Below are 12,163 nucleotides of genomic sequence, written 5' to 3' on the forward strand. Positions count from 1 at the left end.
GCGTACCCCCCGCCTCCCCCGCCGCCCTACGGTGGCGCACCTGGTTATCCCCCGCCGCCGGGCTATCCGCCGCCGCCTCCGTACGGCGCGCCGGGCTTTGCCGGGCCCGACGGGTATCCGGTCAGCGGCTACGGAGGGCCGGCTCCCGGCAGCAACAACCCGTTGGCCATCGGGTCTCTGGTCGCCTCGGTGCTCTCGGTGCCGCTGATGTTCCTCTGCTTCAGCGGATTCGCGGCGTCGATCGCAGGCATCGTGATGGGCATCATCGCGCTCAATCAGATCAAGCAGTCCGGCCAGGGCGGTCGCGGTATGGCCATCGCGGGCATCGTGGTCGGAGTGGCGGTACCGCTGCTGGCCATCGTGGTGTTCATCATCATCGTCGCGGCGTCACCGAGTTCGACGTCGACCTACTGACGTGACCAACCCGCCAGATCCACAGTTCGGCGGCAGGGAATACCCGCCCCTTGAGCACTCGCCGTCCACGGATCCGCTTGCGCCGCTGGACTATCCGGCCGACGCGGGGCTGCCGCCGCCGCTGTATCCGACGCCCCCGCCGGGGCCGGTCGGCTATCCGCAGCCCTATCCGCCTGCGGCGTACCCCGGGTATCCGTCGTACCCGCCATACGGCTACCCGCAGCACCGCGGCACGAGCGGTTTGGCGATCGGCGCGCTGGTCTGCTCGGGATTGGGCCTGGTGATCTGTCTGCCTGCGCCCGTCGGCGTGATTCTGGGCGTCATGGCCATGCGCGAGACCAAACGTACGGGCCAGGAAGGCTACGGGTTGGGGCTGGCCGCCGTCATCGTCGGTGGGCTCATCACCGCAGGCATCGTGCTGTACATCCTGTTCTTGATCGTGATGGTCGCCATCTCCGGCACCCAGTGAGTCAGCGCGGCGGCTCGAAACGCGCGCCCTGGCGCGTCATCCCGGCCGCCCGCCCCTTGCCTGCGACCACGAGCGCCATCTTGCGGCTGGCTTCGTCGATCATCTCGTCACCGAGCATCACCGCGCCCCTGGCGCCGCCCGCCCCTGAGGTGTGCCAGTCGTAGGCCTCCAGGATCAATTCGGCGTGATCGTAATCGGCCTGACGGGGGCTGAAGATCTCGTTGCCCGCGACGATCTGGTCGGGATGCAGCACCCATTTCCCGTCGTAGCCCAACGCCGCCGACCGGCCGGCCACGCGCCGGAACCCGTCGACGTCGCGGACTTTCACGTACGGCCCGTCGATCGCGTTGATGCCCCAGGCCCGCGCGGCGATCAGGATCCGCATCAGCACGTGGTGATGCGCGTCGCCGATGTCGTAGCCCTCGGGCTGACCGCCGACCTCCAGCGTGCGCATGTTGAGACTGGCTGCCATGTCACCGGGCCCCAGCACCAGCGCCTGCACCCGGGGCGCCGCCGCGATGGCGTCGATGTTGGTCAGGCCCTGCGCGTTCTCGATCTGCGCCTCGATGCCGATGCGGCCCACCGGCAGCCGGTGCGTCGTCTCCAACTGGGTGAGCAACAGATCCAGCGCCTGGACATGCGCCACCTCGGTCACCTTGGGCAGCACGATCAGGTCCAAGTCGGCGCCTGCGGCCGACACCACCTCGATCACGTCGGCATGGGTCCACGGTGTGGTCCAGTCGTTGACCCGGATACCGCGCAGCTGCCCGGCCCAGCCGTCCGAGCTCAACGCCGCGGCCACCTGGGTGCGCGCCTGCGCCTTGGCGTCCGGCGCGACAGCGTCTTCCAGGTCGAGGAACACCTCGTCGGCGGGCAGGGTTTTGGCCTTCTCGATCATCCTGGCGCTGCTGCCGGGAACCGACAGACAAGTTCGACGGGGCCGATACAGGTTGTCCACGACCACACTCTCTACCCTTTGACTCATGGCGGCGGTGAACAGGGTCTACGCAGCCCGGCTGGTGGGGATGGTCGTGCTGGGCCCCGACGGGGAATCCATCGGCCGCGTCCGCGATGTGGTGATCAGCATCAGCATCGTGCGTCAGCAGCCCAGGGTGCTCGGCCTGGTGGTCGAATTGCTCACGCGGCGAAGAATTTTCGTGCCGATTCTGCGGGTGACCGCGATCGAGCCGGGCTCGGTGACACTGGCAACGGGCAGTGTGTCGCTGCGCCGGTTCGCCCAGCGGCCAGGCGAGGTTCTGGTGCTGGGCCAGGTGGTGGAGACCCGGGTCCGAGTCGACGATCCCGACCTACCGCAGCTGGCCGGTATCGACGTCGTGGTAACCGATCTCGGCATCGAGCAGACCCGGACCAGGGACTGGATGGTCACGCGGGTCGCGGTGCGCTCACAGCGCAGGCTCGGCCGGCGCAGCAACATCCACGTGGTCGACTGGCAGAACGTGCAGGGGTTGACTCCGTCCGGCCTGGCGATGCCCGACCAGGGCGTCGCGTCGCTGCTGGAGCAGTTCGAGGGTCAGCGCCCGGTGGAGGTTGCCGAGGCGCTGCGCGAGCTGCCCGCCAAGCGCCGCTACGAGTTGTTCCGGGCACTCGACGACGAGCGCCTGGCCGACGTGCTGCAGGAGCTCCCCGAGGACGAGCAGGCCGAGGTACTGCAGCAGCTCAACACCGAACGCGCGGCCGACGTGCTCGAGGCGATGGACCCCGACGACGCCGCGGACCTGCTCGGCACGTTGACGCCCGCCGACGCCGAGGTGCTGCTGGGCCGCATGGACCCCGAGGACTCCGAGGACGTGCGACGGCTGCTGTCGCACTCGCCGGACACTGCGGGCGGTCTGATGACGTCGGAGCCGGTGGTCCTGGCCCCCGACACCACGGTCGCCGAGGCGCTGGCCCGGGTACGCGACCCGGACCTGACGCCCGCACTGGCGTCATTGGCGTTCGTCGCCCGTGCACCAACAGCCACCCCCACCGGCCATTACCTGGGCTGTGTCCATCTCCAGCGGCTGCTGCGCGAACCGCCGGCGGCACTGGTCAGCGGCATCGTCGACACCGATCTGCCCAATCTGGGTCCCGGGGACTCGCTGGCCGCGGTGACCCGGTACTTCGCCGCGTACAACCTGGTCTGCGGCCCGGTTGTCGACGAGGAGAACCACCTGCTGGGCGCGGTGTCGGTCGATGACCTGCTCGACCACCTGCTCCCCGACGACTGGCGTGAGCGCGAGGAACCCGCGCTGCCGGTGGCGGGCTCATGAGCGACCTGTCGGCGCGTCAGCGGCTCGACACTCCCCGCACCACGCGTGGCTTGGGGCTGCATGTCGACGTCGAGGCGGTGGGCCGGTTCAGCGAATCCATCGCCCGGTTTCTGGGCACCGGGCGGTACCTGGCGATCCAGACGATCATCGTGATCGTCTGGATCGCACTGAACCTGGTCTCCATCAAGCTGCAGTGGGACCCATACCCGTTCATCCTGCTCAACCTCGCGTTCTCGACGCAGGCGGCATACGCGGCGCCGCTGATCCTGCTGGCGCAGAACCGGCAGGAGAACCGCGACCGCGTGGCCCTTGAGGAAGACCGCAGGCGCGCCGAGCAAACCAAAGCCGACACCGAATACCTGGCGCGGGAACTGGCCGCGCTGCGGCTCGCGGTCGGCGAAGTCGCCACCCGCGACTACCTGCGCCGCGAATTGGAAGAACTCCACGAGGCGATCAGCGGATTGCAGAAACGCAACAAACGCAGTGGTCGGTCCGGCAAAGGCGACGACTCCGAGCGCACCGCCAAAGCCAGTGACGCCGACGTCAGTGAACCATTGTCGCAACAAGAGCAATCGGATTAGTTATGGTGACTTGGTTCACACGCTTTTTGTCGGCCGAAATCGACGTCAGGACGGTTAAGTGCGCGTAGGGGGAGGTGCGGCTTTCGTAGTCGCCGCTCGACGCCGACTTGGTCGGCTCGCCCATGCCAAGGCCTTTACTGCTCCTCACGTCCGCGAGACTCTTTCTGCTCCTCACGTCCGCGAGATCCTCTCTGGCCCCCGCGGGCGCGGGATTCTCGGCGTGGCGGCGCTTTCTCCGATCATCCTGGCCGGCGCCGTCGGGGCGTCCGGGCCGGTACCGGCCAGCAACGTCAGCGACGCCGCGGTCACCCCGCTGGCCGCCGTCGAACCCTCGCCCGACCAATCCGGGCCCGCGGTGGTCGCCGCGGCGAAAGTCCCGACCATGTTCCACATCGCCACCGCGACGGTGTCGGCTCCCCCGCCCGCGATGATCGTGAATTCCCCAGGGACGCTTGGCATTCCGTCGATCGCGCTGGCCGCCTATCGCAATGCCGAGCGGATGATGGCGGCGGCCGCACCGGGCTGCGGCATCAGCTGGAACCTGCTGGCAGGCATCGGCCGGATCGAGTCCGGGCACGCCAACGGCGGCGCCACCGACGTCCGCGGAACCGCGGTGCGCCCGATCTACGGACCGGCATTGGACGGCACCCTGCCCGGCAACGAGGTGATCGTGCAGAGCGCCCAGGCCGGCCGGGTCACCTACGCCAGGGCCATGGGTCCGATGCAGTTCCTGCCGGGAACCTGGGCCCGCTACGCCTCCGACGGGGACGGCGACGGCAAGGCCGATGTGCAGAACGTCTTCGACGCGTCCCTGGCCGCCGCGCGGTATCTGTGCTCCGGCGGGCTCAACCTGCGGGATTCCTCCCAGGTGATGACGGCGATCCTGCGATACAACAACTCGGTCGCCTATGCCCAGAACGTCATGGGCTGGGCGGCGGCCTATGCCACCGGCGTGGTGCCGGTCAACCTGCCCCCGATCACCGGAACCATCCCGCCCATCGGAGATGCGCATCTGGACAACCCCGAAGGCCTCGGCCCCGGGCTGCCCATCGATGCCACGGGCCTGCCGCCCGGTGACCCGATGGCGCTCATCCCCGTGCTCGGCGGCGGTGACACCGCAGCCCAGCTGACCGGCGCGAACGTGCCCGGCTTCGCGCCGGGACAGATGCTCGGACCGCTGCCGGGGCCCGCGCAGGCCATCCCGTCGCCCACACCTGCCGCCCCGCCGCCATGGACACCGCCGTGGGAGCAGCCACCGCCACCGCCCACGTGCGTGGTGTTCTGCTTGAGTGATACGCCGCCACCGCAGGCCCCCGCACCTGGGCCGGCCCCCGCACCCGGGCCCGCGCTCGGACCTGTACCCGCGCTCGGCCCCGCACCCGGGCCTGCGCCGGGTCCGGCCGCCTGACGCCGGGACCGGCGCAATTCCAGGCAGCCGTAGAATCTGCGGTGATGTCCGAATCTGCCACTGAGCTGCCTGCCGCGGTTCGCGCTGCCTTGACCAAAGTGATCGATCCCGAACTCCGGCGACCGATCACCGACCTCGGCATGGTCAAGAACATCACGATCGAACCCGATCGCGGGGTACACGTCGAGATCTACCTGACCACAGCGGCCTGCCCGAAGAAGAACGAGATCGCCGACCTGGTGTCCAAGGCCGTCACCGACGTGCCCGGCACCGGCGCGGTCAAGGTGAGCCTCGACGTGATGAACGACGAGCAGCGCGCCGAACTGCGCAAGCAGCTCCGCGGCGATTCCCGTGAGCCGGTGATCCCCTTCGCCCAATCGGGTTCGCTGACGCGCGTGTACGCCGTCGCCTCCGGCAAGGGTGGGGTCGGTAAGTCCAGCGTGACCGTCAACCTTGCCGCGGCGCTCGCGGCGCGCGGGCTGTCCGTCGGCCTGCTCGACGCCGACATCTACGGGCACTCGGTGCCGCGGATGATGGGCACCGCCGACCGTCCCACCCAGGTCGACTCGATGATCCTGCCGCCCGTCTCCCACGACGTGAAGGTCATCTCGATCGCCATGTTCACCCAGGGCAACACACCCGTGGTGTGGCGCGGCCCGATGCTGCACCGTGCGCTGCAGCAGTTCCTGGCCGACGTGTACTGGGGCGATCTCGACGTGCTGCTGCTCGACCTGCCGCCGGGCACTGGCGACGTCGCGATCTCGGTGGCGCAGCTGATCCCGGGCGCGGAGATCCTGGTGGTGACCACCCCGCAGGCCGCGGCCGCTGAGGTCGCCGAGCGCGCGGGCGCCATCGCGGTGCAGACCCGTCAGCGCATCGCCGGCGTCGTGGAGAACATGTCCGGCATGGTGCTGCCCGACGGCACCACCCTGCAGCTGTTCGGCGAGGGCGGCGGCCGTCAGGTGGCCGATTCGCTCACCCGCACCGTGGGCGCCGAGGTGCCGTTGCTGGGCCAGGTCCCCATTGACCCGGCGCTGGTGACCGCCGGCGACGACGGTGTTCCGCTGGTGCTGTCCGCACCGGACTCACCGGCCGCCAAGGAGCTGAACAAGGTCGCCGACGCGCTCTCCAGCCGCAAACGCGGGCTGGCGGGCATGTCGCTGGGCCTCGACCCGGCGGGCCGCTAGAGCCTCCTTGCGCTTACGGCCGCGACGCCCGTGCCGTAGGTGGCATTATTGACGCCTACTCCCACAGTGGCCGCCGTGTGAGCGGGATCGAGGCGCCATGGACACCGACCAGGTCATACGCATAGCGCTGACCGTATTGACGCCCGTGCTCACCGCCGTAATCGGCATCGTCGCGCTGGTGGTCGGTGACTGGCGCGAGCGCCGAACCCAGGCGGGTAGCCGCAAGCTCGCCTTCGACGATGCCAGCAGGCAGGTGGCGTTCGCCTCGGACTGGTGGAACGCCAGCAAGCTGGTCGCCGACTCCCCCGAAGCCCAGCAACGGGCCGCCGAGCAAGCGCAGAGCTGGCTCGACGAGGCCTCCACGCTCGTCACCAAATCCGAACCGCCGCCGGTCGAGCAGAAGCCGTCGATCACGTTGCGGCGTCTGCTGCTCGTATATCCCATGCACCGGCGCCCCGCACGGATCCTGCGGGCCTTCTACTGGTTGTGCCTCGGCATGGTCGCCGAGAACGTCAGCTCGGCGTTGGCCTCCGCATTGGGACGCGCCGACACCCTCGGCGTCCAGAACTACTTTTCCGGTGGTCTCATCTACGGCGACGTCATCTCCGTCGCGGTCATGACGCTGTTCGCGCTCGGGTTTCGCTTCGGGGCCCTGCACGTGGAGGTTTCCGACGCCGCGACGGCCGACCAGCGGCTCACGGTGCGCCGGGCATTGTTGCTGTACCGCTTGCGCCGGCCGGCGGCCGTGATCGCCCGGATCGTCTACCACCTGTGGGTCGGCCTGACCGTCGTGGTCGCCGCCGTGGTAGTGGTGGCAGCCTACGACGATCCGCGCCTGATCCCGGCCAACCTGCTGGCCTTGGCCGTGTTTGTGGGATGGGCGATGGGCCTGCGGTACTGGGCAGTTTCGCTGGAGGAGCGACGCGCTGTCGCGTCGTCGGTCAGGTGGCGTCCGGGTCGAACACCGTCCCGGACGACTTCTGCTGCGGCGGCTGCTCCGGCGGCGGTGTCAACGTCGGGGGCTGTTGGGCAAGCTCCTGCGCCTGCTTCTCGTCGAACTTCCCCGTGAGGAACGAGTCATCACCTTCGAGCAGATGCTTGGTGATGGCAGCGCGCGGCGTCATGCCCCGCAGTTTCTGCAGTTCGGCCAGCGGCTGGCGCAGGTCTTCGAACTCCGGGCCCAGGTCTTCGCGCAGCTGGCTGGTGGCGCCGCTGACGTAGTCGCGGGCCTGACGCAGCGCGTTGGAGGTCCAGCGGATCGCACCGGGCAGCCGTTCCGGGCCGAGGATCACCAGGCCGGCGATCACCAGCACGAGCATCTCGCCCCACCCGATGTTGGCGAACATGACTTACTGCTTTTTTTGGTCGTCGCCGATGGGCGTGATCATCAGGGTGAGCGGACGACCTTCGCGGACCACCTCGATCGGAACTTCCTGGCCGACGTTCAGCTGGCGCACCGCGACCACGAACTCGTCACCGTCGGCCACCTTGCGGTCGCCGATCTTGACGACGACGTCGTTCTCCAGGATGCCGGCCTTCTCGGCGGGGCTGCCCGGGCTCACATCGCTGACCTTGGCGCCGGACGCCACGCTGTTGCTCACCGACACGGCGGTCAACCCCAGCGACGGGTGCACGATCTTGCCGTCCTGGATGAGCTTCTCCGCCACCCGCTTGACCTCGTTGACCGGGATCGCGAAGCCCAGACCGCTTGCGCTGTCGGACAACGACTTTCCTGCGGTGTTGATCCCGATGACCTCGGAGTCCATGTTGATCAGCGGGCCGCCGGAGTTGCCGTGGTTGATGGACGCGTCGGTCTGCACGCCATCGATCACGGTGTCGGTGTCCGAGCCTTCGCCGGACAACGGCACGGGGCGGTGCAGGGCGCTGATGATGCCGTGCGTGACGGTGCTGCGCAGGCCGAGCGGCGCACCGGCGGCGATCACTTCCTGACCGACCTGCAGCTTCTCCGAATCACCCATACGGGCCACGCTCAGGTGGTCGACGTTGTCGACCTTGAGCACCGCGACGTCGGTCTTGGGATCGCGGCCGATCAAGCGGGCCGGGACGACGGTGCCGTCGTTGAACACCACGCTGAGCTGGTAATCGGCCGGCTTGGCGGCAGCGTCGGAGATCACGTGGTTGTTGGTGACGATGAAGCCGGACTTGTCGATCACGACGCCGGAGCCCTGCGAGCCCTCGGTCTTGCCCTTGGCCTCGATGGTGACCACGGAATCGGCCACCGCGGCGGCGACGGTCGCGAACCGGCCAGCGGGCTGCTCCGGGTTGTGGCCCGTCTCCAGCGTCACCTTCGATGTGGTGAACGCCTGCACGGTCTCGGCCGTCATGCGGCCGACCACGCCGCCGAACGCGCCGACCAGCAGGGCGATCAGGCCCAGTGTGATCAGTGCGAGCACGGAGACCCGGCGTCCGAACAAGACATCACGCAAACCCAGCTTGGTGACCGGTTCGGTGCTGACCGGGTGCGGTGGCGGCGGCTGGGCCGGAGTGCCCAGCGCAACCGCGGCGGCCGGGTCGCGCCAGGGGTCGGCAACCTCGTCGTCGCCGTCACCGTCCCGTTCGGCCGCCAGCGCACCCGCGTCGGCGGGGTGGCGCTGCAGGGAGTACTCGCCGGAGCGTCCGAACGCCTCGGCCAACACCGGATCCGGGGCTTGGTCCTTGGGCGTGTACTCGCCCTGGTCCTCATACTTCTCGGCGCCGAGGAAGGATCCGTGGACGCCGGCCGGCCGCCCGAATGCACGTTGTGATGCCGGGTCGACGGGTGGCCGCTGAACAGCACGGGGCGCCAGGCGGTCGGTCTCGCCGGGCTGATCCTGGTCGGTCAACGGTGTATCACTCTCTGATCGGAGCGCCCGCTGCGGCCAGATAGCCTGCGCGGGACACTAGCTCGCGTGTTGCTCTAGCCTACCGGCGCTTACGCCGGGCCCGATTCGGGTCGTCAGCAAACTCGCCCTGGTTGGGCCATTCGGGAGCCTGATGCGGCGCATGGTGCGGTATCTGCGACAACATGCCCAGCAACGTGTGGGGAATGGAGATCGGGCACGAGTCCCGCAATGCCGCGCGGGCCTGCGACTGCGCGTCAACCTCGGCCGCACAGTCGGGACACAGCGAAAGATGGTGCGCCGCCCGCAGGTGCGCGGTCATCCGCAGCTCGCCGTCCACGAAAGCCGCGATGGCCTCGGTCGACAGGTGCTCAGTGGACCCGAACTGGCGCGGAGCGCCCACCGGCGCGTCGCTCTGAGAAGCAAATTGCGCAGGCAGCCAGGAGAATGCGCGACGGAACACGTGTCCCGGGTCGACCATCACCCAGCTCCTCTCGGGCACATTTGAACCTCATTAGTGAATGTAGCGCGCGTCCCGGCCCGAGGCACTCATGACTGCTCAGGCGGACTGAGCAGTTTCCGGTGAGTGTTTGGCGAGATAGTCACGCAGCGCCTGACGGCCCCGGTGAATGCGGCTACGCACAGTGCCCAGTTTGACGTCGAGCGTCGCGCCGATCTCCTCGTAGGACAGGCCCTCGATATCGCACAACACCACGGCGGCACGGAACTCGGGAGCCAGCGAGTCGAGCGCGGCCTGCAGGTCGGCGCCCAGACGCGAGTCGTGGTAGATCTGCTCGGGGTTGGGGTCCTCGGCAGGCACGCGGTCGTAGTCCTCCGGCAGCGCTTCCATCCGAATGCGTCCGCGACGTCGCACCATGTCGAGGAACAGGTTCGTGGTGATGCGGTGCAACCAGCCCTCGAACGTGCCGGGCTGATAGTTCTGCAGCGACCGGAACACCCGGATGAACGTTTCCTGAGTCAGATCCTCGGCGTCGTGCTGGTTGCCCGACAGGCGATAGGCCAACCGATAGACCCGGTCAGCGTGTTGGCGTACCAGTTCGTCCCAGGACGGCATGGCCGCCTGGTCGCCGGTCGCGTCGAAGACGGCGGTGCCGGTCAGTTCGTCGGACGGCTGAACCCACTCGCCATCGGTGTACTGCTCCAGGTGGGACATTGTCACCGGGGCGGGCTGGGATGTGGTGATCGACTGAGATGCGATGGTCGTCGGTTCCTCCTGCTCACAGACCTCAACAGAGCTAACACGCGGGCCAATGTCGTTATTCCAAGTCCGCTCCACAGAGCGCGGGAGACGGCCGTGTTCCATGCGGATTACCGTTCCCCATGCCGGTGAGGCGGGCATATGAGCAAACTTAACTTTCCCTGAGAATCCGGGCGATATGCATCACAACCTGGGCAAATCAGCTGTTTTCCGACCGGAATCGGCACCCTGCGCGGGCGTGTCGCGACGGCCGCGGTGGCCACTGGCCTACGCTGCGGGCATGGTCAGCTCCGACGAGACTCCGGGTCAGGCGCACCCCAGCCACGCCGAGGCGATCGTGACTCACGCCGAACGGTCGATTTCCGAGGATTCGATCGTGGCCGCTGCCCGCGAACGTGCCGTCGACATCGGCGCAGGCGCGGTCACACCGGCGGTCGGCGCACTGTTGAGCGTGCTGGCCCGGCTCACCGGCGGCCGAGCCGTGGTCGAGGTGGGCACCGGCGCCGGCGTCAGCGGACTGTGGCTGCTCTCGGGCATGCGCGACGACGGCGTGCTCACCACGATCGACGTCGAACCAGAGCATCTACGGATCGCCAAGCAGGGGTTCAGCGAGGCCGGTGTGGGGCCGGGCCGAACCCGGCTGATCAGCGGGCGCGCCCAAGAGGTGCTGACCCGGCTCGCCGACGAGTCCTACGACCTGGTGTTCATCGACGCCGACCCGGTCGACCAGCCACAGTTCGTGACCGAAGGCGTCCGGCTGCTGCGTGCCGGCGGCGCCATCGTGGTGCACCGGGCCGCGCTCGGCGGCCGCGCGGGTGACGCCACCGCGCGTGACGCGGAGGTGACCGCGGTACGTGAAGCCGCCCGGCTGATCGCCGAGGACGAGCGACTCACCCCGGTGCTGATCCCCCTCGGCGACGGCCTGCTCGCCGCCGTTCGCGACTGACTTTTTTCGCGCGAACAGACACTCCGGCACGCGACACGCCGCGTTTGGCGTACCGCCGTGACTGCTCGCGTGTCTTCGGCGATCTTTACGGATTCCTGACGGACCACCCCTTGACGCTGCACTGAACGCGCGTTTAGCGTACTAAACATGCGTTCAGTCAATGAAGATCGAACGACCACGGCGAGAATCCGCGACGCCGCGATCGACCAGTTCGGCCAACACGGCTTCAGTGTCGGCCTGCGCACCATCGCCGAGGCCGCCGGCGTGAGTGCAGCCTTGGTGATTCATCACTTCGGCTCCAAAGACGGCCTGCGCAAGTCCTGCGATGCCTACGTGGCCGAGGTCATCCGCGACGCCAAGTCGGAGTCGATGAACAGCACCGACCCCGCGAGTTGGCTGGCGCAGATGGCCGAGATCGAGTCATACGCACCCCTGGTCGCCTACCTGGTACGCAGCATGCAATCCGGCAGCGAGCTGGCCAAGTCGTTCTGGCAGAAGATGCTCGAGAACGCCGAGCAGTACCTCGAGGACGGCGTGCGCACCGGTGTGCTCAAGCCGAGCAGGGACCCCAAGGCACGGGCCCGCTACCTGGCGATCTGCGGCGGCGGCGCGTTCCTGCTGTACATCCAGATGCACGACAACCCAACGGATCTGCGCACAGTCCTGCACGACTACGGCGAGGACATGGTGCTGCCCGCGCTCGAGCTCTACACCAACGGCCTGATGGCCGATTCCACCATGTACGACGCGTTCCTGGCCCAGCGGGAAAAGGGCATCCCGTTCAGCGGCCCGGACGCGGCCGCAGCGGCCCGACCGGAAGGAGCCTGAC

13 protein-coding genes are annotated in these 12,163 nt (G+C 68.4%); 8 read left to right on the forward strand and 5 right to left on the reverse strand.

Going from position 1 to position 12,163, the window contains the following annotated elements:
• Together BST13_RS35390 and BST13_RS35395 are read left to right on the forward strand one after the other, a co-directional pair.
• Positions 1-414 (forward strand): DUF4190 domain-containing protein (locus BST13_RS35390; RefSeq protein ID WP_142282928.1); only part of this gene is annotated, 414 nt, incomplete at its 5' end.
• 1 nt (position 415) lies between these two features.
• Complete coding sequence (locus BST13_RS35395; protein WP_083170549.1) at positions 416-883, forward strand: DUF4190 domain-containing protein; 468 nt, start codon at positions 416-418, stop codon at positions 881-883.
• 1 nt (position 884) lies between these two features.
• Here the strand turns inward: BST13_RS35395 and BST13_RS35400 are convergent, their stop codons facing one another.
• Entirely contained in the window at positions 885-1,841 is a 957-nt protein-coding gene (locus BST13_RS35400) for an HpcH/HpaI aldolase/citrate lyase family protein (protein ID WP_095533849.1), read from the reverse strand.
• Between the two features lie 25 nt (positions 1,842-1,866).
• On the opposite strand from BST13_RS35400, the gene BST13_RS35405 reads away from it, so the two are divergent.
• The 4 genes from BST13_RS35405 (at position 1,867) to BST13_RS35420 (ending at position 6,329) form a co-directional block, all read left to right on the forward strand.
• Positions 1,867-3,153: a magnesium transporter MgtE N-terminal domain-containing protein gene (locus BST13_RS35405; RefSeq protein WP_083170553.1), complete on the forward strand. Its 1,287-nt coding sequence runs from the start codon at positions 1,867-1,869 to the stop codon at positions 3,151-3,153.
• Positions 3,150-3,734: a DUF1003 domain-containing protein gene (locus BST13_RS35410; RefSeq protein ID WP_083170555.1), complete on the forward strand. Its 585-nt coding sequence runs from the start codon at positions 3,150-3,152 to the stop codon at positions 3,732-3,734. The genes BST13_RS35405 and BST13_RS35410 overlap by 4 nt, the downstream gene beginning before the upstream one ends.
• Positions 3,735-3,918: 184 nt before the next feature.
• Positions 3,919-5,142 (forward strand): lytic transglycosylase domain-containing protein, encoded by a 1,224-nt coding sequence (locus tag BST13_RS35415; RefSeq protein ID WP_083170591.1) that lies wholly within the window; start codon positions 3,919-3,921, stop codon positions 5,140-5,142.
• Positions 5,143-5,186: 44 nt separating this feature from the next.
• On the forward strand, positions 5,187-6,329 hold the full coding sequence (locus tag BST13_RS35420) for an Mrp/NBP35 family ATP-binding protein (RefSeq protein ID WP_083170557.1): 1,143 nt from the start codon (positions 5,187-5,189) through the stop codon (positions 6,327-6,329).
• A gap of 941 nt (positions 6,330-7,270) precedes the next feature.
• On the opposite strand, the gene tatB is transcribed toward BST13_RS35420, so the two are convergent.
• The 4 genes from tatB to sigE all read right to left on the reverse strand — a co-directional run bounded on the left by tatB (position 7,271) and on the right by sigE (position 10,493).
• Positions 7,271-7,675 carry a Sec-independent protein translocase protein TatB gene (tatB, locus tag BST13_RS35430; protein WP_083170559.1) on the reverse strand — a complete coding sequence of 135 codons (405 nt, stop codon included), beginning with the start codon at positions 7,673-7,675 and terminating at the stop codon, positions 7,271-7,273.
• A gap of 3 nt (positions 7,676-7,678) precedes the next feature.
• Positions 7,679-9,172, reverse strand: a complete 1,494-nt coding sequence (gene htrA, locus BST13_RS35435) for a serine protease HtrA (RefSeq protein ID WP_083170561.1) — start codon at positions 9,170-9,172, stop codon at positions 7,679-7,681.
• Positions 9,173-9,251: 79 nt separating this feature from the next.
• Complete coding sequence (gene rseA, locus BST13_RS35440; protein WP_083170563.1) at positions 9,252-9,650, reverse strand: anti-sigma E factor RseA; 399 nt, start codon at positions 9,648-9,650, stop codon at positions 9,252-9,254.
• A 78-nt stretch (positions 9,651-9,728) separates the two neighbouring features.
• On the reverse strand, positions 9,729-10,493 hold the full coding sequence (gene sigE / locus BST13_RS35445) for an RNA polymerase sigma factor SigE (protein ID WP_083170565.1): 765 nt from the start codon (positions 10,491-10,493) through the stop codon (positions 9,729-9,731).
• A gap of 175 nt (positions 10,494-10,668) precedes the next feature.
• Here sigE and BST13_RS35450 point away from each other — a divergent pair, with 175 nt between their 5' ends.
• Both BST13_RS35450 and BST13_RS35455 read left to right on the forward strand, forming a co-directional pair.
• Positions 10,669-11,334, forward strand: coding sequence for an O-methyltransferase (locus tag BST13_RS35450; protein WP_083170567.1), 666 nt, complete (start codon positions 10,669-10,671; stop codon positions 11,332-11,334).
• Between the two features lie 147 nt (positions 11,335-11,481).
• Entirely contained in the window at positions 11,482-12,162 is a 681-nt protein-coding gene (locus BST13_RS35455) for a TetR/AcrR family transcriptional regulator (protein WP_083170568.1), read from the forward strand.
• Position 12,163: the final 1 nt, after the last annotated feature.

It is taken from the genome of Mycobacterium aquaticum (assembly GCF_002086485.1).
GTDB lineage: Bacteria > Actinomycetota > Actinomycetes > Mycobacteriales > Mycobacteriaceae > Mycobacterium > Mycobacterium aquaticum.

Bases quoted from the DNA above. Each gene is read 5' to 3' on its own strand.
- BST13_RS35405 (WP_083170553.1), top strand. From the start codon at position 1,867: ATGGCGGCGGTGAACAGGGTCTACGCAGCCCGGCTGGTGGGGATGGTC.
- BST13_RS35410 (WP_083170555.1), top strand. From the start codon at position 3,150: ATGAGCGACCTGTCGGCGCGTCAGCGGCTCGACACTCCCCGCACCACG.
- BST13_RS35420 (WP_083170557.1), top strand. From the start codon at position 5,187: ATGTCCGAATCTGCCACTGAGCTGCCTGCCGCGGTTCGCGCTGCCTTG.
- tatB (WP_083170559.1), bottom strand. From the start codon at position 7,675: ATGTTCGCCAACATCGGGTGGGGCGAGATGCTCGTGCTGGTGATCGCC.
- rseA (WP_083170563.1), bottom strand. From the start codon at position 9,650: ATGGTCGACCCGGGACACGTGTTCCGTCGCGCATTCTCCTGGCTGCCT.
- sigE (WP_083170565.1), bottom strand. From the start codon at position 10,493: ATGGAACACGGCCGTCTCCCGCGCTCTGTGGAGCGGACTTGGAATAAC.
- BST13_RS35450 (WP_083170567.1), top strand. From the start codon at position 10,669: ATGGTCAGCTCCGACGAGACTCCGGGTCAGGCGCACCCCAGCCACGCC.
- BST13_RS35455 (WP_083170568.1), top strand. From the start codon at position 11,482: ATGCGTTCAGTCAATGAAGATCGAACGACCACGGCGAGAATCCGCGAC.